The 21,514-nt window shown below is 69.6% G+C and carries 20 protein-coding genes and 3 tRNA genes; 12 read left to right on the top strand and 11 right to left on the bottom strand.

All coding sequences use genetic code 11. The features are described 5' to 3' along the window. The first annotated feature begins 4 nt into the window (after positions 1-4). The 3 genes from urtD (at position 5) to AC1DVI_RS20275 (ending at position 3,192) form a co-directional block, all read left to right on the top strand. A complete protein-coding gene (gene urtD / locus AC1DVI_RS20285) occupies positions 5-751 on the top strand; it encodes an urea ABC transporter ATP-binding protein UrtD (protein WP_035675131.1) in 747 nt (248 codons plus the stop codon). A 160-nt stretch (positions 752-911) separates the two neighbouring features. Continuing rightward, entirely contained in the window at positions 912-1,607 is a 696-nt protein-coding gene (gene urtE / locus AC1DVI_RS20280) for an urea ABC transporter ATP-binding subunit UrtE (RefSeq protein WP_094306347.1), read from the top strand. 184 nt (positions 1,608-1,791) lie between these two features. Next, positions 1,792-3,192 carry a dipeptidase gene (locus tag AC1DVI_RS20275; protein ID WP_476959504.1) on the top strand — a complete coding sequence of 467 codons (1,401 nt, stop codon included), beginning with the start codon at positions 1,792-1,794 and terminating at the stop codon, positions 3,190-3,192. A 45-nt stretch (positions 3,193-3,237) separates the two neighbouring features. On the opposite strand, the gene AC1DVI_RS20270 is transcribed toward AC1DVI_RS20275, so the two are convergent. After that, positions 3,238-5,703, bottom strand: coding sequence for an ankyrin repeat domain-containing protein (locus tag AC1DVI_RS20270; RefSeq protein ID WP_476959503.1), 2,466 nt, complete (start codon positions 5,701-5,703; stop codon positions 3,238-3,240). Between the two features lie 220 nt (positions 5,704-5,923). On the opposite strand from AC1DVI_RS20270, the gene AC1DVI_RS20265 reads away from it, so the two are divergent. Beyond that, on the top strand, positions 5,924-6,823 hold the full coding sequence (locus AC1DVI_RS20265) for an ROK family protein (RefSeq protein WP_476959552.1): 900 nt from the start codon (positions 5,924-5,926) through the stop codon (positions 6,821-6,823). Between the two features lie 71 nt (positions 6,824-6,894). Beyond that, positions 6,895-7,224: a hypothetical protein gene (locus tag AC1DVI_RS20260; RefSeq protein ID WP_476959502.1), complete on the top strand. Its 330-nt coding sequence runs from the start codon at positions 6,895-6,897 to the stop codon at positions 7,222-7,224. Positions 7,225-7,469: 245 nt separating this feature from the next. On the opposite strand, the gene nagA is transcribed toward AC1DVI_RS20260, so the two are convergent. Beyond that, positions 7,470-8,657, bottom strand: a complete 1,188-nt coding sequence (nagA, locus tag AC1DVI_RS20255) for an N-acetylglucosamine-6-phosphate deacetylase (protein WP_476959501.1) — start codon at positions 8,655-8,657, stop codon at positions 7,470-7,472. A gap of 508 nt (positions 8,658-9,165) precedes the next feature. Here nagA and otsB point away from each other — a divergent pair. Together otsB and AC1DVI_RS20245 are read left to right on the top strand one after the other, a co-directional pair. After that, positions 9,166-9,990: a trehalose-phosphatase gene (gene otsB, locus AC1DVI_RS20250; RefSeq protein ID WP_476959500.1), complete on the top strand. Its 825-nt coding sequence runs from the start codon at positions 9,166-9,168 to the stop codon at positions 9,988-9,990. A 77-nt stretch (positions 9,991-10,067) separates the two neighbouring features. Beyond that, positions 10,068-10,313, top strand: coding sequence for a hypothetical protein (locus AC1DVI_RS20245; protein WP_476959499.1), 246 nt, complete (start codon positions 10,068-10,070; stop codon positions 10,311-10,313). A 22-nt stretch (positions 10,314-10,335) separates the two neighbouring features. On the opposite strand, the gene AC1DVI_RS20240 is transcribed toward AC1DVI_RS20245, so the two are convergent. From AC1DVI_RS20240 to AC1DVI_RS20220, 5 genes are all read right to left on the bottom strand, one after another. After that, positions 10,336-11,067, bottom strand: coding sequence for an ABC transporter ATP-binding protein (locus AC1DVI_RS20240; protein WP_476959498.1), 732 nt, complete (start codon positions 11,065-11,067; stop codon positions 10,336-10,338). Then, complete coding sequence (locus tag AC1DVI_RS20235; protein ID WP_476959497.1) at positions 11,064-11,810, bottom strand: ABC transporter ATP-binding protein; 747 nt, start codon at positions 11,808-11,810, stop codon at positions 11,064-11,066. The genes AC1DVI_RS20240 and AC1DVI_RS20235 overlap by 4 nt, the downstream gene beginning before the upstream one ends. Beyond that, on the bottom strand, positions 11,807-13,648 hold the full coding sequence (locus tag AC1DVI_RS20230) for an ABC transporter permease (RefSeq protein WP_476959496.1): 1,842 nt from the start codon (positions 13,646-13,648) through the stop codon (positions 11,807-11,809). Before AC1DVI_RS20230 ends, AC1DVI_RS20235 begins: the two co-directional genes overlap by 4 nt. 166 nt (positions 13,649-13,814) lie before the next feature. Next, positions 13,815-15,041: an ABC transporter substrate-binding protein gene (locus AC1DVI_RS20225; protein ID WP_476959495.1), complete on the bottom strand. Its 1,227-nt coding sequence runs from the start codon at positions 15,039-15,041 to the stop codon at positions 13,815-13,817. Positions 15,042-15,214: 173 nt separating this feature from the next. Next, a complete protein-coding gene (locus AC1DVI_RS20220) occupies positions 15,215-15,655 on the bottom strand; it encodes a MarR family winged helix-turn-helix transcriptional regulator (RefSeq protein ID WP_149163166.1) in 441 nt (146 codons plus the stop codon). An 868-nt stretch (positions 15,656-16,523) separates the two neighbouring features. Between AC1DVI_RS20220 and AC1DVI_RS20215 the strand changes: the two genes are divergently transcribed. Continuing rightward, positions 16,524-17,828 carry an outer membrane beta-barrel protein gene (locus AC1DVI_RS20215; protein ID WP_476959494.1) on the top strand — a complete coding sequence of 435 codons (1,305 nt, stop codon included), beginning with the start codon at positions 16,524-16,526 and terminating at the stop codon, positions 17,826-17,828. Positions 17,829-18,060: 232 nt separating this feature from the next. Further along, positions 18,061-18,633, top strand: a complete 573-nt coding sequence (locus AC1DVI_RS20210; protein WP_137139015.1) for a polysaccharide biosynthesis/export family protein — start codon at positions 18,061-18,063, stop codon at positions 18,631-18,633. A 164-nt stretch (positions 18,634-18,797) separates the two neighbouring features. On the opposite strand, the gene AC1DVI_RS20205 is transcribed toward AC1DVI_RS20210, so the two are convergent. The 4 genes from AC1DVI_RS20205 to rlmB form a co-directional block, all read right to left on the bottom strand. Continuing rightward, the gene (locus AC1DVI_RS20205) at positions 18,798-19,070 is read right to left on the bottom strand and encodes a hypothetical protein (RefSeq protein ID WP_476959493.1); all 273 of its coding nucleotides are present in this window, start codon (positions 19,068-19,070) and stop codon (positions 18,798-18,800) included. 91 nt (positions 19,071-19,161) lie between these two features. Beyond that, positions 19,162-19,620, bottom strand: coding sequence for a hemerythrin family protein (locus tag AC1DVI_RS20200; RefSeq protein ID WP_476959492.1), 459 nt, complete (start codon positions 19,618-19,620; stop codon positions 19,162-19,164). Between the two features lie 37 nt (positions 19,621-19,657). Beyond that, a tRNA-Thr gene (locus AC1DVI_RS20195) sits at positions 19,658-19,733 on the bottom strand. Between the two features lie 91 nt (positions 19,734-19,824). Further along, entirely contained in the window at positions 19,825-20,679 is an 855-nt protein-coding gene (rlmB, locus tag AC1DVI_RS20190; protein WP_476959491.1) for a 23S rRNA (guanosine(2251)-2'-O)-methyltransferase RlmB, read from the bottom strand. A gap of 144 nt (positions 20,680-20,823) precedes the next feature. Here rlmB and AC1DVI_RS20185 point away from each other — a divergent pair. The 3 genes from AC1DVI_RS20185 to AC1DVI_RS20175 all read left to right on the top strand — a co-directional run. Beyond that, positions 20,824-20,909, top strand: a tRNA-Tyr gene (locus AC1DVI_RS20185). Positions 20,910-20,973: 64 nt separating this feature from the next. Beyond that, positions 20,974-21,047, top strand: a tRNA-Gly gene (locus AC1DVI_RS20180). An 81-nt stretch (positions 21,048-21,128) separates the two neighbouring features. Beyond that, positions 21,129-21,514 (top strand): GTP-binding protein (locus AC1DVI_RS20175; protein ID WP_476959490.1); only part of this gene is annotated, 386 nt, incomplete at its 3' end.

The following is a 21,514-nucleotide window of genomic DNA, read 5'->3' as shown; positions in this document are numbered from 1 at the left end:
AGAGATGAGCACGGAAGACACCCTGCTGTATCTGGACGGCGTGTCGGTCAGCTTCGACGGGTTCCGGGCGCTGAACAGCCTGTCGCTGGTCATCGAGCCGGGCGAGATGCGGGCGATCATCGGGCCGAACGGCGCCGGCAAGACGACCATGATGGACGTCATCACCGGCAAGACCCGCCCCGACACCGGCACCATCCTGTTCGAGGGCCGGACCGACCTGACCAGCCTGCGCGAGCCGGCCATCGCCAACCTGGGCATCGGCCGCAAGTTCCAGCGTCCCACCGTGTTCGAGATGCACACGGTCTGGGACAATCTGGAACTGTCGCTGAAGGCGCCGCGCCGTCCGCTGAAGACGCTGACCTATTCGGCCACGCGGGAGGACCGGGCGCGGATCGAGGAGATCCTCGACATCACCCGCCTGTCGCCGCGGCGCGACCGGCCGGCGGGCAGCCTGTCGCACGGCGAGAAGCAGTGGCTGGAGATCGGCATGCTGCTGGCCCAGGACCCGAAGCTTCTGCTGGTCGACGAGCCGGTGGCCGGCATGACCGACGCGGAGACGGAACAGACCGCCCACCTGCTGAAGGACATCGCCGGCAAGCATTCGGTGATCGTCGTGGAGCACGACATGGTCTTCGTCCGCGAACTGGGCGTGAAGGTCACGGTGCTGCACGAGGGCTCCGTGCTGGCCGAAGGCTCGCTCGACACGGTGAGCGCCAACAAGCAGGTCATCGACGTCTATCTCGGCCGGTGACTGAACCACATTCCCCTCTCCCCTCCGGGGAGAGGGTCAGGGTGAGGGGGCGCTCGAAGGGCGGAAACCCAGTCTCATTGCAGAGCGTTTCCGGCCTGCGGCCGCCCCCTCATCCTAACCTTCTCCCCGGAGGGGAGAAGGGACTTGGGAGAAAGCAAGCATGCTCGACGTACGGTCTGTCGATCTCCATTACGGTGCGGCGCAGGCGCTGCGCGGCGTGTCGCTGACGGCGGAGGTGGGGAAAGTCACCTGCCTGCTGGGGCGCAACGGCGTCGGCAAGTCCTCGCTGCTGCGCGCCATCGTCGGGCTGAAGCCGGTGACCGGCGGAACCATCGCCTGGGACGGCGGCGACATCACCAAGCTCGCCCCGTCGGAGCGGGCGCGGCGCGGCATCGCCTATGTCCCGCAGGGGCGCGAGATCTTCCCGCTGCTGACGGTGCGGGAGAACCTGCTGACCGGCTACGCGCCGCTGAAGCGCGCCGACCGCTCCATCCCCGACGAGGTGTTCGAACTGTTTCCGGTGCTGAAATCCATGCTCGACCGTCGCGGCGGCGACCTGTCGGGCGGGCAGCAGCAGCAGCTCGCCATCGGGCGGGCGCTGGTGACGCGGCCCCGGCTGCTGGTGCTGGACGAGCCGACCGAGGGCATCCAGCCCTCCATCATCAAGGACATCGGGCGGGCCATTTCCTACCTGCGCGACAAGGGCACCATGGCGATCCTGCTGGTCGAGCAATATTTCGAGTTCGCCCGCGATCTGGCCGACGACTGGGCGGTGATGGAGCGCGGCGAGGTCATGCTGGCGGGCAGCCGCGACGGGCTGGAGGAGAGCGAGGTCCGGCGGTACCTGACCGTCTGACCCGCCGCCGTCCGAGGGGATCCTCGCGAAGGCGGAGCCGCGGTCCCGCCATCCTGTGCTTCCCGTGGCGGGAACCGGGAACGCCGCCTTCGCGAGGATGGCACCCCTGCGCTTTGTGGAGCTTGGCGCGGAAGCGCAATGCGCTACCATCGGTGCCAGTCATTCACACCGAAGGCAGTTCCGAATGTCGAGCGTCCTGTCAGCCGATCCCGTTCTCCAGCAGGTTGACCGCGGTTTTGAAGACTCCCTGGGCCGCCTCTGCGACCTGCTGCGCATCCCCAGCGTCAGCACCGATCCCGCCTACAAGGGCGACGTGCGCCGCGCCGCCGACTGGCTGGTGCGCGAACTGAGCGGACTGGGCTTCGACGCCTCCGTGCGCGAGACGGCTGGCCATCCCGCGGTCGTCGCCCACCATCCGGGGCCGGGCGGTCAGGATGTGCCGCACATCCTCTATTACGGCCATTACGACGTGCAGCCGGCGGAGCCGCTGGAGCTGTGGAACAGCCCGCCCTTCGAGCCGGCCATCGTCGAGGCCGAGCATGGCCGCCGCATCGTCGCCCGCGGCGCCGTGGACGACAAGGGTCAGGTGATGACCTTCATCGAGGCGTTCCGCGCCTGGCACGCCGTGCACGGCACCCTGCCCATCCGCGTGACCGTCCTGCTGGAGGGCGAGGAGGAGACCGGCAGCCCGAACCTGCTGCCCTTCCTGAAGTCCAACGCGGAGGAGCTGAAGGCCGACGTCTGCGTCATCACCGACACCAACGCCTGGAACATCGACACCCCGGCCATCACCACCCGGCTGCGCGGCCTGCTCTACGTCGAGGCGACGCTGCACGGGCCGAGCCACGACCTGCATTCCGGCATGTTCGGCGGCGCGGTGCTGAACCCGATCAACGCGCTGACCCGCATTCTCGGCCAGATCCACGACGAGGACGGGCGCGTCCGCTTCCCCGGCTTCTACGACGACGTGGCCGAGCCCACGGACGAGGAAAAGGCGATGTGGCGCGACCTCGGCTTCGACGAGAGCGCCTTCCTGGCCGGCGTCGGGTTGAAGACCCCGGCGGGCGAGGCTGGGCGCAGCGCGCTGGAGCGGCTGTGGTCGCGCCCGACCTGCGACATCAACGGCATCTGGGGCGGTTACACCGGGGAGGGGTCCAAGACGGTCATCGCCTCCAAGGCCTCGGCCAAGCTGTCCTGCCGCCTCGTGCCGGCCCAGGACCCGGAAAAGATCCTGTCCGGTATCCGGAGCTTTCTGGAGGAGCGCACCCCGGCCGACGGGCGCTGGGAGATCAAGGTGTTCGGCCGCTCGCCGGGCGTCCAGGTGCCGACCGACAGCCCCTATCTGCGCGCCGCCATGGCGGGGCTGGGCGACGTCTTCGCCAACAAGCCGGCGCTGGTCGGCAGCGGCGGGTCGATCCCGGTCGGCGGCTACATCCGGCAGGCGCTGGGCTTCGATTCGATCTTCGTCGGCTTCGGGCTGGAGGATGACCGCATCCATTCGCCCAACGAGAAGTTCGAGGTGAAGTGCCTGCACAACGGCATCCGCTCCCACGCCGCCATGCTGGCGCGCTTCGCGGCGCTGTGAGCGCTGTGCGTCCCCCCGCTCCTTGTCGGAGCGGGGATGCATATCTCAGTGCGGCTTCAGCGCCTCGACCACCTGCATGTGGCCCTGCAACGCGCCGAGGGTGAGAGCGGAGTTGCCGGCGGTATCCATGCGGAACGGGTTGGCGCCATGCTCCACCAGCATCCGGGCCACGCGGTCGTGGCCGTTGTTGGCCGCGTACATCAGGGCCGACCAGCCGTGGCTGGCCACCCGGTCCACCGACACGCCGCGGTCGACCAGGATCTTCACCACACCTTCATGGCCGCGGGCCGCGGCGGCCATCAGCGCGGTCTTGCCGTCGTCGTTGGTGGCGTCGAGTTCGGCTCCGGCGGCGGCCAGCGCGTGGATCACCGCCTCGTGCCCGCCCCAGGCGGCGTACATCACCGCGGTGGCGCCGTCGGCGGTGCGCAGCTCCGTCTTGGCCCGGCGGTCGATCAGCAGCCGCACCGCATCGGTCAGGCCCTGTTCGGAGGCCAGCATCAGCAGGGTCTTGCCGTTGTCCACCCGCTTGTTCGGATCGGCGCCGCCGTCCAGTGTGCGTTTCAGCTCGTCGGTGCGGCGCATCAGGGCGATGGCGCCGTCACGGCTGTCCAGACCGGGCCGCACCTCGGCGGTGGCCGGCGGCGCCGGCGGGGTGCCGGGCGTTGCGGAGGCCGTGGGCATGGCGGGCAGCACGCGCCCCTCGCCGGCCGCCTTGATGCGGTCGCGCAGGTCGCCGGTGTTCGGGGCGACGATCAGGGCGCGCTCGTAGAAGCGCCGCGCCTCGTCCCAATTGCCGTCCCGCTCCGCGAGCGAGGCCCAGCGGCGGTAGGTCTCCTCCATGGTCGTCAGGAGTTCCTGGATCTCCGGCGTCGCCGGGGCGATCTCGCGAAGGCGCGACACCGTCTCGTAGGCGTTGTTGTTCGGCGGCGTGGTCAGCAGCTTGGCGGCGATCTGCCGGCGGGCCTGATCGACCAGGGTGCGGACGCGCGGGTTCAGGCCGTTGTCGCTGGCGGAGAAGGGCGTGGACGCCGTGGGAGCCGCGGGCTGGGGCATCGCCGGTGCCGCCATCTGGGGCGCGGGTTCATCGACCAGCGGCGGCAGGGTGGCCGAGCCGGTCGGGCCTTCGCTCTGCTCCGTGCGGTACTCCGTCGCCCGGGGCTTGGGCGGTTGGGTGTGCTCCGCGGCCAGCGGGTCGGCCGCCGGCACCGGCGGTTTCGGCATCTGGACCGACGGAGCGACAGCCGGCTGTTCCGGCTTCGCCAGCGGCGCCGGATCGAGCTTTGCGACGGTCGTTGGCGAGGGTGCCGCCGGGGTGGCCGCTGTCTGGGCCGTCGTCTGGGCCGTCGTCTGGGCAGGCGGCTGGACAGCCGGCGGGCTCGCGGTGCGGGCGGCGGGAGGCGAGGTGTCGGCCCTGGTGGGCGCGGGGCCGGCCACCGGCACCCCCGCTTCGGCGGGCAGGGAGGCGAGATAGGGGTTCTGCGGCCGGGCAAGCGCCAGCGTATCGGGGCCGCGGCTGCCCAGGCTGGGCTCGTCCGCGAAAGGATTGTGCACCCGCTCCGTCACGAAGGTGCGGAGGTCCTGCCAGCCTTGCCGGGCGTAATCGAGCGCCCGTTCGGGCGTGGCGCCGGGAACGGCCAGGGTCACGCCGGCCCCGGCGGCGCCCAGCAGGATCAGGGTGGTGATCGCCGCTCCGGCCAGCGCGGCGCGGCGGCGCGGGCGCTTGGTCGGAAGATCGGCGACCGGGGCGCCGGCCTCCGGGATCGTCCAGCCGTCCGGCGCATCCCAATCGTTGGCGGGCCAGTCGTTGGCGTCGCGTTCCGCGGCCCGGCGGGGCGGCGGCGGCGGCGCGGCGCGCGGCGGGGCGGTCACCGGTCCGGTGGAGGGGCCGGCGGAAGGAATGGCGGCGGTGGGCGCGACGGACGGGCCGGCGCCGGGCGTCATGCGGTAGATCACGCCAAGTTCGCGCACCGCTTCGGCCAGTCCGGGGCGGGCCAGGGTCCGCTCCATCTCCGGCGTGCCGCAGAGAAGGACCTGGAGGAAGCGCCCGCTCGGCGTTTCGGAGCGGGTGAGGTCGATCAGGTCGGCCAGCGTCGGGGCGGCCAGGACTCCGGCGTTCTCCACCGCCAGCAGGCCGGTGCCGGCGAGGTCCAGCCGCTCCTCCAACTCCTCGATCAGCGTGTCGAAATCGCGGTCGTCGCTGTCGGAGGGCAGAGCGGCGTCACCGGCGGCGGACACCAGATCCTCCACCTGCGCCCCGGCGCTGGCGGCGACCGGAAGCACCAGCGCCCCGTCGGAGCCGACCTGCTCGACGAGCTGGTGGAAGACCGCCGCCCGGCCGGAGCCGGCCTCGCCGACCAGCACCAGCAGCCGCTTGCGCGCCAGCAGAGCCAGGAGAAGGCCGTCGAAGACCTCCGTCTGGTCGGGGCGCAGGCCGGCGGCCTGGGGTTGGGGCTTCGCCTTCGCCGCAGAGCGATTCGAGGATGGCGTGGCTTTCGGAGCGGAACGGTCCATGGGGGCGCGCGCAATCCAATTGATGAGACGTGACACTCCTGACTCTAGTGGTCCGCCGCCGTCCTGCGACGGTGCAAAGGGACGGGACCGCCACCTCTTATGGAGAAGGAGCGCGTCGGGATGGCTGATTCAGGCGGAGCGCTGCGCTATAGGGAGGGACTGCTTTTCCACCCCGTTCACCGTCCACCCGCGCTGGGAGTCCGTCATGGGCATGGGTCCGATGCGTATCGGCGTCGATCTGGGCGGCACCAAGATCGCCGCCACCCTCCTGGCTCCCGACGGGACGGAGCGGGCGCGGCACCGCGCCGACACGCCGCGCGGCTATGCGGAGACTCTGGAGGCGGTGGCCGGCGTCGTGACGGCGCTGGAAAATCATGCGGATTGCCGGGGCGCCACGGTCGGCCTGTGCCTGCCCGGCATTGTCGACGGCGCCGCGGGCAGCGTGCGCGCGGTCAACCTGCCCTGGCTGGACGGGCGGCCCTTCGCCGCCGATCTGGCGCGGGCGCTGGACCGTCCGGTGCGGATCGCCAACGACGCCAACGCCTTCGTCCTGTCGGAGGCAATGGACGGCGCCGCCGCTGGGGCGCCGTTGGTCTTCGGGATCATTCTGGGCACCGGGGTCGGCGGCGGGATCGTCGCGGACCGGCGCATCCTGCCCGGTGCCAACGCGCTCGCCGGTGAGTGGGGGCACAACCCGCTGCCCTGGCGGGTGGCGGAGGACGGCCCGCCCGTGCCCTGCGGCTGCGGGCGGGAGGGCTGCATCGAGACGCTGCTGTGCGGCGCCGGTCTGGCCCGCCTGCATCTCTGGCGGACGGGGGAGGCGCTGGCCCCGCCGGAGATCGCCGCCCGTGCCGCGGCCGGCGACGCGCCGGCGCGGGCGACGCTGGACCGCCATGCCGACGCGCTGGCCCGCGCGCTGGCCGCTGTCATCAATCTGCTCGACCCCGACGTGGTGGTGGTCGGCGGCGGTCTGTCGGAGCTGCCGGGTCTTTACGAGGCCGTGCCGGCTCTTTGGGGAGGCTGGGCGCTGAGTCCCGCCCCCCGCACCCGCTTCCTCCGGGCGCGCCATGGTGCCGAAAGCGGTATGCGCGGCGCCGCGTGGCTTTGGCCAAAGGAGTGATCCCTTCGGCCGATGGCCCGGATTGGCGCGGCTTTTGCTCTATACCCTCCGACACGGAAGGGAGAGGGCCCATGTTCGGCTTCATATCGGGGTTTCAGAAGGGGCGGCGCGGGTCTTCGCTGCAAACTGCAAATCAAAATGCCTATCGCAATATGCAGACGGCATCGTCGCCGCACCCTGCGGATGGCGGAATGACCAAACGTCGGTTGGAAGAGGTCTGCGTCCTTCTTCAGGACGCTGCCGACGACCTGGAAACGGTCCTTTCGGGCATGCCGATGCCCGCCGGCCGGGCCGACCTGAACGAGGCGATCGGAACGATCATGGAGACGTTGAGGCTGGTCGCCTCCGCCCATGCGCGGCTGGAACAGCCGCAGATCCATGGTGGCGCGCTGACCGACTGACGGATCCGCATGGCGGCCGAATTGACGGGCCAGAAACGTGAAAGGGCGGCTCCACCGGGGAGCCGCCCTTTCGCTTGTCCGGATGTCCGGACCCCGATCACTCGGAAACGGTCTGCCAGAAGAAGAACACGACGGCCAGAACCATCAGGGCGATGTCCATGGGTAAATCTCCTCGATGCTGCGTATGAGGGTCAAAATTCTGCGGCCTCTATACGACAGATTTGCGCGCGCGTGCAGGGGGTGTTTCACGAAACGGCCATTTTGCCGCTGATCCAGGTCGCCCGCACCCGCAGCCGCTCGTCGAGATGAACGAGGTCGGCGGCCAGACCGGGCCGGAGGCGGCCGCGCCGGGCGGCCATGCCCATGAAATCGGCCGGATAGGCGGAGGCCATGCGCAGCGCCTCGTCCAGCGGGATGCCGACCCGCTCCACGGCGTTGCGCACCGCCGTCGCCATGTCCAGGGCGGAACCGGCCAGCGTGCCGTCGGCGGTGACGCAACGCCCGTCCTCCACCCGGATGTCCTCGCCGTAGAGCTGGAAACTGCCGGCCGGGTGATCTTCGGGAGCGCCGACCGGCGGCATCGCGTCGGTTACCAGGAACAGCCGGCCGCGGGCCTTCGCCTTCCAGGCCAGACGGACGGAGGCGTCATGGACATGGTGTCCATCGACGATGATCCCGCACCAGACCGCATCGTCCTCCAGCGCGGCCCCGACCATGCCGGGCTCGCGGGAGCCGAGCGGGCTCATGGCGTTGAACAGGTGGGTCACCCCGGTGATGCCGGCGGCGAAGCCGGCCTTGGCCTGAGCCCAGGTGGTGGTGCTGTGGCCGGCGGCGATGCGCAGGCCGGCGGCGGCCAGCCGGCGGATCTGTTCCGGCGGGACCGCCTCCGGTGCCAGCGTGACCAGGGCCGGCAGGCCGGAGAGGCCGCCGAGCAGGGCGAGGTCGTCCGCGTCGGGGGGCGCGATGAAGCGCGCGTCGTGGACGCCGCGGCGCTCCGGCGCGATGTGCGGACCCTCAAGATGGATGCCGAGCACGCCGGGCACGCCTTCCGACATCGCGGCGCGCACCGCGGCGGCGGCGGCGGCGCGCGTCTCCGCCGAATCCGTGATCAGGGTGGGCAGCAGGCCGGTGGTGCCGAACCGGCGGTGCGCCTTGGCGATGCGGCGCAGCGTCGGCAGGTCGGGCGTGTCGTTGAACAGTGCGCCGCCACCGCCGTTCACCTGGAGGTCGATGAATCCGGGGGCGAGGATGCCGCCGCCCAGATCGATCACCTCGGCCTCCGGCGGAATTGCCTCGGGCGCGACGATGGCGGCGATGGCCGGGCCGTCGATCAGCAGGGCGGCGCCCGCCAACACCGAGTCGCCGGTGTGGAGCGTGGCGTTGACGAGCGCCTTCAGCGGCCGGTCGGCAACGGGACTCTGTGCGTGGTTCAAGTCGCACCCGGTGGGCTATGGCGGATGGTCGGCGGTGGGCCGACAGGAAAGCCCGGCGGGGCCCACGGCGCAAGAGACCTTCACCTCGCCAAAACCATTAATTTGGTATGGATTATGCCGCTGGATTTGTTGGGGTATGGTGTTCGTTAGGGATTGCCAGATGGGACAGGTTTCTGGCAGAAAAAAGGCCGCTGACGAACAGCGGCCTGAGTTTAGGGAGGAAACGCCCAAGAAGGGCGAAGCAGCAATCTCTTGCTGCGCTGCAAAATTAACAAAGATCTCAGGTGGGTGCAAACCCCGAAGCAATGGCCCCCATGCGGGGCCGTTGCTTTTTCCGGCATCGCTGTGACCGGAGAGTCACAATAATGTCGGGTGCGATAACATCGCTGGTGGACGCACCAGGACCCGGCATCAGGACCTTGTGGCGCGCTTTCCCGTTGTTCCGATCGTGCGCCGGCGCGACAGCGCCCACCAACGATACGCCCTGGACGACAAAGGAGAGCCGCCCGTGACCGATCAGCCGTCTCCCGCTTCCACCGAAGGCAAGCCATCGGCGCTCGTCCGGTTCGACGCCTTCGCGGCGATGCTGGGCGACCGGCGGCCCGCCGTCTTCCTCGATTATGACGGGACCCTGACGCCCATCGTGGAGCGCCCCGACCTGGCGATCCTCAACGACTCCGTGCGCGCGGTGATCCGGCGGCTGGCCGGGCTGTGTCCGGTGGCGGTGGTCAGCGGGCGCGATCTGGAGGATGTGGCCCGCCATGTCGGAATCGACGACCTGATCTACGCCGGCAGCCATGGCTTCGACATCCGCGGCCCCGACCTGCGCACCCAGATCGGCGAGGAGTATCTGGGCGATCTCGACGAGGCGGAGGCGGCTTTGCTGGGGCGTCTGCACGGGGTCGAGGGCGCGCTGGTCGAGCGCAAGCGCTTCGCCATCGCCATCCACACCCGGCGGGTCGCCCGGGACCGCAAGGCGTCGGTGGGCGACGAGGTGCAGGGTGTTGCGGCCGCCTTCCCGAAGCTGCGCGTCACCGGCGGCAAGGAGATCCACGAACTGCGGCCCAACGTTCCCTGGGACAAGGGCAAGGCGGTGCTGTCGCTGCTCGAAACCCTGGGTCTGGCGGGGCCGGAGACGCTGCCGCTCTACCTCGGCGACGACGAGACGGACGAGGACGCCTTCCGCGCCCTGGCGGCGCGTGGCGAGGGGCGGGGAGTCGGCATCCGCGTCATGGACCCGCCGGCCCCCAGCGCCGCCGGATGGAGCCTCAAGGACCCCGCGGAAGCCGGCGCCTTTCTCGACCGTCTGGCCGTCTGGCTGGCGGAGGGCTGAGCGAACCGGACGGTGCCCGTCGCTTTTCCCATGCGGAAGGGGTAGGATGGGCGACCGATCAATCGAGGGTTTCCACCATGGACATCAGCGCGACCGGCGCGCCGCGGATGCCGTTCCTGCCCGACGCCCAAGCCTCCGCCCTGGCGGGGCTTCAGGGCGCCCAGTCCCGCGCCGACGAAGCGGGCGCGCAGCTCGCCGCCGGCAACCTCGACCCGGCGGTGGTGGTCAGCCTGTCCTCGGCACAGACCGACTTCGCCGCGAACGTCAAGGTGATGCAGGCCGCGCAGGAGAACACCAAGCGCGTCCTCGACATGCTGGCGTGATTGATCCTCACACCGCCAGCCCTCACACCGCCAGATAGGCCCGTCGCATCGTCTCATCCTCCAGCAGCGTCCGCATTGGTCCCTCGAAGCGGATCTGCCCTTTCTCGATGACGCTCGCCCGGTCGGCGACCGCGGCGGCGAAGGCGAGATTCTGTTCCGACACGAGGATCGACAGCCCCTCGGCCTTCAGGGCGCGCAGGGCGTCGGCCATTTGCTGCACGATGCGCGGGGCCAGCCCCTCCGACGGTTCGTCGAGCAGCAGGAGCGACGGGTTGCCCATCAGCGTGCGGGCGAGCGTCAGCATCTGCTGCTCGCCGCCGCTCATCCGCCCGCCGCGGCGGCCCCGCATCTCGGCGAGGTTGGGGAAGAGGGCGTAGAGCCGCTCCGGCGTCCAATGGGGCGCGCCGTCGCGGGGCGGCTGGCGGCCGACCTCCAGGTTCTCCTCCACCGTCAGGTCGGTGAAGACGCGGCGGTCCTCCGGCACGTAGCCGAGGCCGAGCCGCGCGATGCGGTGCGGCGGCAGGGCGGAGACGTCGCGCCCGTCGAAGGCGACCGACCCGGCGCGCCGGTCGAGCAGCCCCATGATCGCCTTCATGGTCGTGGTCTTGCCGGCGCCATTGCGGCCCATCAGGGCGACCACCTCGCCCCGTTCCACCGCCAGATCGACGCCGGTCAGGATGTGGGCGCGCCCGTACCAGGCCTGAAGCCCGCGAACGCTCAGAAGGGAGGGGGCCAGAAGGGGCTGGCCGGTCATGCCGCACCTCCCAGATAGACGGCCTGCACCCGCGGGTCGGCGCGCACGGCGTCGGGCGAGCCCTCGGCGATCAACTGGCCGCGGTCGAGCACGATGATGCGGGTGGCGTGGCCGAACACGACGTCCATGTCATGCTCCGTGAACAGAACAGCGAGGCCGCGTTCGCGGACGAGGGAGGAGGTCAAGGCCATCAGATCCTGCCGCTCGCCGGGGGCCATGCCGGCGGTCGGCTCGTCCATCAGCAGGACCTTCGGATCGCCGGCCAGTGCCATGGCGAGTTCGACGCGCTTCAGGTCGCCATAGGCCAGCACGCCGCAGGGGCGCTCCGCCTGGGCATCCATGCCGACGCGCTCCAGCAGGGCCATCGCCTCGTCGCGGAACCCGGAGGCCGCCGGGGTCCACAGTCCGAACAGGCGCTTGTGGACGGAGAGCAGGACCATCTGCACATTCTCGCGCACCGTCATCGAGGCGAAGGTGGCGGTGATCTGGAAGGTGCGGCCGACGCCCATCCGCCAGATGCGGCGCGGCGGCAGACCGACGATGTCCACCCCGTCCAGCCGCACCGTGCCCGCGTCGGGCCGCAACTGGCCGTTCAGCAGGTTGAAGCAGGTCGTCTTGCCGGCGCCGTTCGGCCCGATCAGCGCCAGAACCTCCCCGGCGTCCAGCGCGAAGGACACGCCGCGCACGGCCTGCACGCCGCCGAAGGCGCGCTGGAGATTCTCGACGGCGAGGCGGCGGCTCATGCGTCCCTCCCGCGGGTCCACAGGTCGCGGACAAAGCCGGCGACGCCCTTGGGGAAGGCCAGCACCAGCACCAGGATGACGGCGCCCAGGACCAGCCGCCACCAGTCGGTCCGGCTCATCGCCTCGGTTTCCAGCAGGTGGAACAGCGCCGCGCCCACAACCGGGCCGCTCAGCGTCTGGATGCCGCCCATCAGCACCATGACCAGCGCGTCCACCGACACCGGAACGGCCATCAGCGTGGGAAAGACGCTGCCCTTGGCGAAAGCATAAAGCCCGCCGGCCAGACCGGCGGCGGAACCGGCCAGGGCGAAGCTCAGCCACTGGTGGCGGCGCACGTCGATGCCCACCGACTCGGCGCGCAGCGCGGAATCGCGCCCGGCGCGCAGCGTGTAGCCGAAGGGCGCGAAGGCGGCACGGCGCAGCAGAAGCAATGCGCCGCCGGCCAGCGCCAGCGTCAGCCAGAAATAGGCCGCCTTGCCCGCCGCCCAGTCCGCCGGCCAGACGCCGAGGATGCCGTTGTCGCCGCCGGTGAAGCCGTACCACTGGAAGGTCACCGACCAGACGATCTGCGCGAAGGCCAGCGTGAGCATGGCGAAGTAGAGGCCGGAGCGCCGCACGCAAAACCAGCCGGCGGCCAGCGCCCCCAGCCCGGCGACCAGCGGGGCGGCGGCCAGCGCCAGCGGCATGGGGGCGGCCAGATGCTTGACCAGCAGGGCCGCGCCGTAAGCGCCGAGCCCGAAATAGGCGGCGTGCCCGAAGGAGACGAGGCCGCCCAGCCCGATCAGCAGATGCAGGCTGGCCGCCAGCAGCGCCAGGATCACCACCTCGGTCAGCACGATCAGCGCGTAGTCGCCGGCGACCAGCGGCACGGCGGCCAGCAGGGCGAGCAGCAGGGCGGGCGCCCAGCGCGCGACGCCGGTCGCGGCGATCAGCGGCGGGCCGGGGCTGGCCGCGGTGGGCGGCGCGTCCTCGGCGCGGCCGAGCAGGCCGTAGGGGCGGATGACCAGCACCACCGCCATGAACAGGAAGACCAGGACCAGAGTGATCTGCGGGAAGACCAGGATGCCGAAGGCCTGCAACTGCCCGATCAGCAGCGAGGCGACGAAGGCTCCGGTCAGGCTGCCCATGCCGCCGACCACGACGACGACGAAGGCCTCGACCACGATGGCCATGTCCATGTGCAGGTTCACCGCCTCGCGCGGGACCTGGAGCGCGCCGCCCAGCCCGGCCAGCGCCGATCCCAGGAACAGCACCCCGGTGAACAACCGCGCCGGATCGACGCCGAGCGCCGAGGCCATGTCGCGGTCCTGAGTCGCCGCGCGGACCAGCGTGCCCCAGCGCGTGCGGTTGAACAGCAGCCAGAGCAGGCCCAAGACCAGCGGCCCCAGCCCGATCAGCACGAGGTCGTAAAGCGGGAAGGGCTGATCCAGGATGTCCACGGAGCCGCGCAGCCCCGGCGCTCGCCGGCCGAGCAGATCCTCCGATCCCCAGATCCACGAGGCGGCGTCCTGCACCACCAGCACCACGCCGAAGGTGGCGAGAAGCTGGAACAGTTCCGGCGAGCGGTAGAGGCGGCGCAGCAGCCCGACCTCCATCAGCGCGCCGAGCAGCCCGACCGCCAGCGAGGCCGCGGCCACGGCGCCCCAGAAGCCCAGCGGCGTGGTCCCCCAGCGCTCCACCAGCGTCCAGCCGAGATAGGCGCCCAGCATGTAGAAGGAGCCGTGCGCGAAATTCACGATCCGCGTCACGCCGAACACGATGGTCAGCCCGGACGACACCAGGAACAGCGTCGCCGCCGTGGCGAGGCCGCTGAGGAATTGCACGAGGTAGAAGGACATCGGCTCTTTTCGGCAGTCTGCGGGGGGCGACCGGTTGCCCCCTCCCTAGCCCTCCCCCGCTTTGCAGGGGAGGGGACTAAATCTCCCTCTCCTGCGAAGCGGGGGAGGGAAGGGGCCCGCGGCGAAGCCGTGGGAAGGGTGGGGGCAAGCGCGGCCCCTCCGCCCCTTACTCCGGGCGCATCTTGCGGACGGCCTCGTCGGACGGCAGATAGTCCGCGCCGTCGGCGTAACGCCAGCCGGCCATCACGCCCTGACCGCCCTTCACCGTGGTCTTGCCGACATAGGCGCCCATCGTCGCCTGATGGTCGAGCGCGCGGAAGGTGATCGGGCCGAAGGGGCTGGACAGGGCCAGGCCGGACAGCGCGTCCACCACCGTCTCCGCATCGGTGGAGCCGGCCTTCTCCACGGCAGCGGCGATGGCCTTGAAGGTGGCGTAGCCGACGACCGAGCCCTGGCGCGGCGGCTCGTTGAAGCGCTTCAGATAGGCCTCGCGGAAGGCCTTGTGCTCCGGCGTGTCGATCTGCTCCTGCGGGTAGCCGGTGACGATCCATCCCTCCGGCGCCTCGTCCTTCATCGGATCGAGATATTCCGGTTCGCCGGTCAGCAGGCTGACGACGGTGCGGTTGCGGAACAGGCCACGGCCCTCCCCCTCGCGCACGAACTTGGCGAGGTCGGCGCCGAAGGTGACGTTGAAGATCGCGTCCGGCTTCGCCGCGGCCAGCGCCTGCACGGTCGGCCCGGCCTCCAGCTTGCCCTGGGCCGGCCACTGCTCGGCGACGAACTCGACGTCCGGACGCTTCTCCGACAGAAGCTGACGGAACCACTGCACCGCCGACTGGCCGTACTCGTAGTTGGGGGCGACGGTGGCCCAGCGTTTGGCCGGCAGCTTCGCCGCCTCCTCCACCAGCATGGCCGCCTGCATGTAGGTGCTGGGGCGCAGGCGGAAGGTGTAGCGGTTGCCCTTGGTCCAGGTGATGGCGTCGGTCAGCGGCTCGGCCGCCACGAACGGCACCTTGTTGCGTGCGGCGAAGTCGGCCACGGCCAGCCCGACATGGGAGAAGTAGGTGCCGGCCAGAAGCTCGACCTTCTCGTTCGACAGCAGCTCCTGCGCGACGCGCACGGCGTCGTCCGGCTTGCCGGCGTCGTCGCGGGAGACAACCTCCAGCTTGCGCCCGCCGAGCAGGCCGCCCGCCGCGTTCACCTCCTCCACCGCGAGCTGCCAGCCCTGGCGGTAGGGGATCGTGAAGGCCGGCAGGCCGGTGTAGCTGTTGATCTCGCCGACGCGAATCGGCTGGCCACCCGCTTGGGCGTGGGATGCCGACGGCACGGCGATGCAAAGGGCGGCGGCGAGGGCGGCGGCGCCCGGCGCAAGCAGGAGATGGCGGCGGTTCATGGTCGGCGGTATCCCGGCGCGGTTGGCGGCTGCGTGAACGCATGGAACGGCAGCGTGAACGCAATGTCTGCGTTCATAGCAAACCCACCGCAAAAGTCACCGTTCCGTTGCGCCGCACCAGCCGGGTTTTCACCACGCCTGTTTTCCGCGGGCCGGTGCCGGAACCGCCGGCCTCACATCAGGCGGGAGAGGAGCATGAGGAAGGTCGCCTGCTCCTCCGGGGTCAGCGGGTCCAGCGTGCGGTGATGCGCCTGGGTGGCGTTTCCAAGCAGGGCGTTGACCAGCGATTGGCCGGTTCGGGTCAGGCTGACGCTGGTGCGCCGCCGGTCCTGCGGGTCCGGCTGGCGTTCCACCAGCTTGCGCTCCACGAGGCGCAGGATCACGCCCTGGGTGGTCGCCGGGTCCATGAAGGTCAGCCGGCCGAGCTGGTTCTGCGACAGCGACCCTTCGGTCCGCAGGGTGACCAGGGCGCCCCACTGGGTGGGGGTAAGCTGGGAGTCGCCGATCATGTCCATGAAGATGGAGGACGCGCGCTGATGAGCCCGGCGAAGGCGATAGTGCACCTGCCCGGTCAACAGGTAATCGTCGGTCGGAGGATGGGCGATGTGATCCATGGGCGCACACGAGCGTTGCGGAGCCGGACCGTTTCCGGTTGCGGCGGGTGTCGGCGGAACACCGTGCGACAGGTTCGGCACCGGTCCCGGGGAATGCTCCCGGGCTCGCGCCAAATGCAGCAGGCTTCGCATTGAAGCCTAGGGATGGAAGTCGCGATAGGCAACGCTCGCCGCTGCGGCATAGGGCCACAGTCTAAGGCCGTTCACTATTTACAATGCAAAGCACTCGCGAACGAAGATGAGCCGGACCTTTCAAGAATCTTTCCTGGCGGACTGAGTTGCAATCTGCATATGCGGGTGTGTTTTGGTCATGCCAGACGACAGCCCATATTTCGATTATGGGTTTTGTTTCGGTGGGTAGGTGTTCGGCGGCGGAGTCCTTTCGCGGTCGGACTTCGGAAGGTCGCCGTCAGGCGGCGGGACACTCCCGGGTGTGTAGGGCGGCATCACGACATCGTCGCCAGGGTGGCGGGGCGACTTGGGTGGTGGGGGAGTGGTCAGAGGTCTGGTCATGCCCGGCGTTTCCTCATGGTTCCGGTTGGGGCGGTTCTGGACCGCCTTGAGTGAACGGATGCCGCCGATTGCTGGTTCCCAATGACGCAGGCATACGGATCGTCGCGGTTCTATGACCTTAGCCCTAACGACGCGGTCGTATGGCAATAGTGCGCCCGTCCGACGCAAGTCTTGTTGCGCCAACAACACAGGCGCGGGCAAAAACCACGGCTGAACGGCTTCACTGTTGCACGGACATCACGCCATGAGTTGTCTTTGCAGCGACTGTCCGCTTCTGCCGGAGCGGCGATTGCACATTCCAAGGCCATTCGGCCGCCCGATACGAGCCACTGATTTCAGCCTTGCGCGGTGACCCATGAAGCCCAGCTCCCTGTCCTTCCTCGCCCTCGCGCTCGCGTCCACCGTGCTGACGGCGCTGCCGGCGGCCACGCCGGTGAGCGCCCAGGAACTGCAGCCCGGTGAAACCGTGCTGGAGCGCCGCCGTCCGGAGGTCGAACAGCTCGGCATCCGCGCCGGATCGTTCCGTATCCTGCCGCGCATCGAGACCGGCCTGACCTATGAAAGCAACGTCTTCGCGACCGAGAACGACACCCGCGACGACTTCATCTGGGTCACCCAGCCGCGCGTCGACGTGCGTTCGGATTTCAACAACCACGCCCTGAACTTCTCGGCCTCCGGCAACATCGGCCGCTTCTTCGACTACTCGTCGGAGAACTACGCCGATTACCGCGCGCAGGTGGACGGCCGCTACGACATCACCCGCGACTCCTCGGTCAGCGGTCTGCTGTTCAGCCGCCGCGACCATGAAGGGCGATCCGACCCGAACTTCGACGTGTCGCTGGGCACCGGCACCGTGGTGCCGCGCTTCGCGGAACCGGTGAACTACTTCACCCACGGCGGCGAGGCGTCGTTCAACCAGCGCTTCAACCGCGTCCGTGTCCGCCTGACCGGCGGCGCCCAGTACACCTCCTACCAGGACGCCGAGCTGAGCAACGGGCAGACGGAGTCGCAGGAGGACCGCGACCGCTGGAGCTATACGGGCACCGCCCGCGTCGGCTACGAGTTCATCCAGGGCTACGAGGCCTTCGTTCAGGGCTCCTACAACTGGACTAATTACCGGCTGAGCCAGGATTTCGGCGGCGTCAACCGCGACTCGGACGGCTACGAGGTCGTCGGCGGCCTGTCCACCGACCTGACCGGCCTGATCAACGGCGAGATCTATGCCGGCTATCTGAGCCGGACCTACGACGATCCGACGCTGAAGGATTTCGGCGGTCTGGCCGTGGGCGGCCGTCTCAACTGGTCGGTGACCCAGCTCACCTCGGTCACCGGTTCGCTCAGCCGTCAGGTCCGCGAATCGACCTACGCCCGCGGCAGCCAGATCGCGTCGAGCTACAACCGCACCGTCGCCGCCGTCGGCGTGGATCACGAGCTTCTGCGCACCCTGCTGCTGAACGCCCGCGTCCAGTGGCGCCAGGACGACTTCAACGGCGTGGACCGCACCGACGACGTCTACACGCTGGGAGCCGGCGCCAGCTATCAGCTCAGCCGCTATGTCTTCGTGAATGGCGGTTATACTTACGAAAAGCGTAACTCGAATCTCAGTGGCTTCGATTACTCCGACAATCTGGTCTATCTGCGCGTCGGCGCTCAGATGTAATCAGATCGTATCGAGGGATACGGAAGGGGCGTCCATCTGCCGATGGGCGCCCCTTTTGCATTTCCGCCTATACGGTGACGCGAATCCTTTTCCTCCGTTGGCGTTACTTCCTCTCCACTTTTTCCCAAGCGCGTGCGAGTTGCTAGTCTCCCTCCGTGACCGCTCAGGGTTCGGCCGCTCCGACCGCGGATGGCTGGGCCCGATGTCCTCACGAGCCATGGAAGGGTATGGGATGAATCGACGTAACGTGTTCCGCGCGCTCGGAATGACCGTGGTCGCCGCCGCGATGGTCGGCTGCGCCGGTGGCCAGGACGCCCCTCTCGAACCGCCGGGCGTCGCCCAGATGACGGATTACCGCCTGGGGGCCGGCGACGCGCTTCGCGTCATCGTCTTTGGCGAGGAGCAGCTGTCCGGCGAATTCCGTGTCGACGGTTCGGGCAAGGTCGCCATGCCGCTGATCGGCGAGGTGACGGCGCGCGGCCACACCCCGCGCGAGTTGGAGACCGACATTGCCAAACGCCTGTCGCAGGGCTACGTCCGCGATGCCAAGGTCAGCGTCGAGGTGCTGAACCACCGCCCCTTCTTCATCCTGGGCGAGGTCCGCAACCCCGGCCAGTACCAGTATGTCAACGGCATGACCGCCCTGTCCGCCGTGGCGATGGCCGGCGGCTACACTTACCGCGCCAAGGAGGACTATGTCCTGATCACCCGCGGGGCCGATCCCAAGAAGGAGCTGCGCCGCGCCCCGATCACCACGCCGGTGATGCCCGACGACGTGCTGCGCGTGCCGGAGCGTTATTTCTGATCGGCACGCGGTTCCGACGACGCGCCGGACGGTCCATCAGACGGCCCATTTGTTTCGGAAAACTGGGGCAGGCGCCCCGCCACCATTCGACGCCATGACGATGTCCCTCTTCCCGCCGGGAAGAGGGACATTTTTTGCGCCGCAGTCTTTTCTCACCGGGGCCGTCACCCGTCGTCGCGGGTGCCTTTGCCGAAGGGAAGATCGCCCTTGCGGAAGGCGTCGGCACCCTTGGAGTGGCCCGATGGCGCGCGGGCCTCGGGAGGGGCGGGATCGTGATCGCTGGCGGCGGGAGGCGGACGGGTGCCCGCGGCCTCGTCGTCGGTGCCCAGCGGGGCCGCTGCGGGGTCGGCGGCGGGGATCTTGTCGCCGGTCAGACCCTTGTCGATGGCGTCACGCAGGCGCTGCGCTCCGGCGTTGGGGGGTTCGGATTTTTCCATGAAGGAACCTGGGTCGGTTGCGGGAAGGGATCGCCCCTTCCCCAACCGGTGCGCGGAGGCACGGTTCCCCGGCCGGGGCGGCAGGGCCGTCTCAGGAGCGAAGGGCGTCCCGGTCGGCCTCGTCCAGGCCGTCGAGCCACTCGTCCATGGAAATCATGGGCGGCTCGTCGCCGGCCTGCCGGGCGGCCTCCACCAGTTCGGTGTCGGCGGTGTTGGAATGGACGATGAACCACAGCATCAGCCGATTCGCATCGTCGCCGGTCACCGGGTGGCCGCGCCCAGCGGTGTTCACCAGAGCGTCGATGCTGGCGAGGTAGTTGCGGTGGGCGTGCTCGTGCCGCTCCCGCCGGTCCGCGGACAGGACGGCCATCTCCGCCGCCTCCGTGGCGAAATGCTCGGCCACTTCGCGCCGGAGCGCGGTCAGTTCCGCCAGCCCGACCGGACCGCCCGCGGTCATTGCCGACAGCAGGTCGAGAATGGCGCCGTGCTCCGCGTCGATGACGCCGGAACCGCTCGGAATCAGAGAACAGCCGGCAGGGGCGTGCGTCATGGGCGGAGCCGAGCGTCGGTCTGGCGGGAACGGAAGATGGTGCCGGTTGCAGGGCTCGAACCCGCGACCTTCGGTTTACAAAACCGCTGCTCTACCAACTGAGCTAAACCGGCGTGCCGCCCGGCCAGACCGCGGCGGGCGCTCACACTAGCGTCCCGCGCGGTCCGCGGCAAGCCTCACCTGTGCGGCGCGTTCGGCGCCGCGTCAGCGCAGCCGGGCGACTTCGTAGAGCGCGACCGCGGCGGCGTTGGACACGTTCAGGCTGCCCACCGGTCCCTGGGTCGGCAGGCGCGCAACGATGTCGCAGCGCTCCATGGTCAGGCGGCGCAGTCCGGCACCCTCGGCCCCCAGCACCAGGGCGGTGCGGCCCGTCAGGTTGCACTGGGCGAGCGTGCTCTTCCCCGACTCGGCGAGGCCCACGGTCCAGAAGCCGGCCTGCTGGAGATCGGCCAGCGCGCGGGCGAGGTTGGTGACGCGCACCAGCGGCACCGACTCCAGCGCTCCCGAGGCGCTCTTGGCGAGGACGCCGGTGGTCTCCGGCGCGTTGCGCTCCGTCACCACCACCGCCTTGGCTCCGAAGGCCGATGCGGAGCGCAGGATGGCGCCGACATTGTGGGGGTCGGTCACCTGGTCGAGGACGACGACGAGCGCCGACGGGTCCGAATCGGCCTCCACGCAGAGATCCTCGATCCCGATGTCGTCCAGGGGGGCGACGTCCACCGCAACACCCTGGTGCACGGCGCCCGGCGGCAGCATGCGGTCCAGGTCGTGGCGGTCGGCCGGCATCAGGCCGGGCCGCTGGAGCCCGCGGGCCTTGGCCTGGGCCAGCACCGGCTCCAGCGCGGCGCGGCCCGTCTCGGTCGCGATCAGGCGGTGGATGCGCCGCTCCGGGTTCAGCCACGCCGCCGACACCGGGTGCAGGCCGTAGAGCAGGACGCCCTGCGCGCCGCGCCCGGGGGAGGAGCGGTCGCCGCGCGACTCGCGCTGGGACGGGGAGGGGGCCTTGGATGGGGCAAGGGGCTGGCCGTGGGGCGCGGATGGCTTCTTCGAACGGGTCATGGTGTCCGGCTGGAGGGGGCAGGCCTAAGCCCGCCGCGGTTATTCACAGTTTTCTGGTTTGGACTGCTTCAGACGTGTTGACAAGGCCTGAAAAATTCTCATAGTGCCGAACTCCGCAGCGGGCATGTCCCGCAGCGGACCTTGGGAAGGGTGGCCGAGTGGTTAAAGGCAGCAGACTGTAAATCTGCCCGCGTAAGCGTACGCTGGTTCAAATCCAGCCCCTTCCACCACTACATTCCACGGCTTGTCCGTGATCGCGTTTCCCGGTCGATAGCGCCGGGCGGGGCACAGCAGGCGGGTGTAGCTCAATGGTAGAGCAGAAGCCTTCCAAGCTTACGACGGGGGTTCGATTCCCCTCACCCGCTCCAATCCCCCCGCGCTAAGGGAAATGTCGGTCTCGGCCGGGCCATTGTGTGCGTCCGGAACGTCGGGAACGAAAGACCAAAGCGATGGCGAAGGCAAAGTTTGAGCGGAACAAGCCGCACTGCAACATTGGCACGATCGGCCACGTCGACCACGGCAAGACGTCGCTGACGGCGGCGATCACGAAGGTGCTGGCCGAGAGCGGCGGCGCGACCTTCACCGCCTACGACCAGATCGACAAGGCGCCGGAAGAGAAGGCCCGTGGCATCACGATCTCGACGGCGCACGTCGAGTACGAGACGACCAACCGCCACTACGCCCACGTCGATTGCCCGGGCCACGCCGACTACGTGAAGAACATGATCACGGGCGCCGCGCAGATGGACGGCGCGATCCTGGTCGTGTCGGCCGCCGACGGCCCGATGCCGCAGACGCGCGAGCACATCCTGCTGGCCCGCCAGGTCGGCGTGCC

Source organism: Azospirillum sp. P4_B5 (assembly GCF_056402275.1).
Note: the sequence above shows the minus strand (reverse complement) of the source record. Positions and strands in the feature narration are given on the sequence as shown.

What these genes read in the sequence shown, in the direction of transcription:
- AC1DVI_RS20205 (WP_476959493.1), bottom strand. Translation starts at nt 19,070, where the DNA reads ATGGAAAAATCCGAACCCCCCAACGCCGGAGCGCAGCGCCTGCGTGAC.
- AC1DVI_RS20240 (WP_476959498.1), bottom strand. Translation starts at nt 11,067, where the DNA reads ATGACCGGCCAGCCCCTTCTGGCCCCCTCCCTTCTGAGCGTTCGCGGG.
- AC1DVI_RS20200 (WP_476959492.1), bottom strand. Translation starts at nt 19,620, where the DNA reads ATGACGCACGCCCCTGCCGGCTGTTCTCTGATTCCGAGCGGTTCCGGC.
- AC1DVI_RS20265 (WP_476959552.1), top strand. Translation starts at nt 5,924, where the DNA reads ATGCGTATCGGCGTCGATCTGGGCGGCACCAAGATCGCCGCCACCCTC.
- AC1DVI_RS20260 (WP_476959502.1), top strand. Translation starts at nt 6,895, where the DNA reads ATGTTCGGCTTCATATCGGGGTTTCAGAAGGGGCGGCGCGGGTCTTCG.
- AC1DVI_RS20225 (WP_476959495.1), bottom strand. Translation starts at nt 15,041, where the DNA reads ATGAACCGCCGCCATCTCCTGCTTGCGCCGGGCGCCGCCGCCCTCGCC.
- AC1DVI_RS20220 (WP_149163166.1), bottom strand. Translation starts at nt 15,655, where the DNA reads ATGGATCACATCGCCCATCCTCCGACCGACGATTACCTGTTGACCGGG.
- AC1DVI_RS20245 (WP_476959499.1), top strand. Translation starts at nt 10,068, where the DNA reads ATGGACATCAGCGCGACCGGCGCGCCGCGGATGCCGTTCCTGCCCGAC.
- AC1DVI_RS20270 (WP_476959503.1), bottom strand. Translation starts at nt 5,703, where the DNA reads ATGGACCGTTCCGCTCCGAAAGCCACGCCATCCTCGAATCGCTCTGCG.
- urtE (WP_094306347.1), top strand. Translation starts at nt 912, where the DNA reads ATGCTCGACGTACGGTCTGTCGATCTCCATTACGGTGCGGCGCAGGCG.
- urtD (WP_035675131.1), top strand. Translation starts at nt 5, where the DNA reads ATGAGCACGGAAGACACCCTGCTGTATCTGGACGGCGTGTCGGTCAGC.
- AC1DVI_RS20235 (WP_476959497.1), bottom strand. Translation starts at nt 11,810, where the DNA reads ATGAGCCGCCGCCTCGCCGTCGAGAATCTCCAGCGCGCCTTCGGCGGC.
- AC1DVI_RS20210 (WP_137139015.1), top strand. Translation starts at nt 18,061, where the DNA reads ATGAATCGACGTAACGTGTTCCGCGCGCTCGGAATGACCGTGGTCGCC.
- AC1DVI_RS20230 (WP_476959496.1), bottom strand. Translation starts at nt 13,648, where the DNA reads ATGTCCTTCTACCTCGTGCAATTCCTCAGCGGCCTCGCCACGGCGGCG.
- AC1DVI_RS20275 (WP_476959504.1), top strand. Translation starts at nt 1,792, where the DNA reads ATGTCGAGCGTCCTGTCAGCCGATCCCGTTCTCCAGCAGGTTGACCGC.
- AC1DVI_RS20215 (WP_476959494.1), top strand. Translation starts at nt 16,524, where the DNA reads ATGAAGCCCAGCTCCCTGTCCTTCCTCGCCCTCGCGCTCGCGTCCACC.
- rlmB (WP_476959491.1), bottom strand. Translation starts at nt 20,679, where the DNA reads ATGACCCGTTCGAAGAAGCCATCCGCGCCCCACGGCCAGCCCCTTGCC.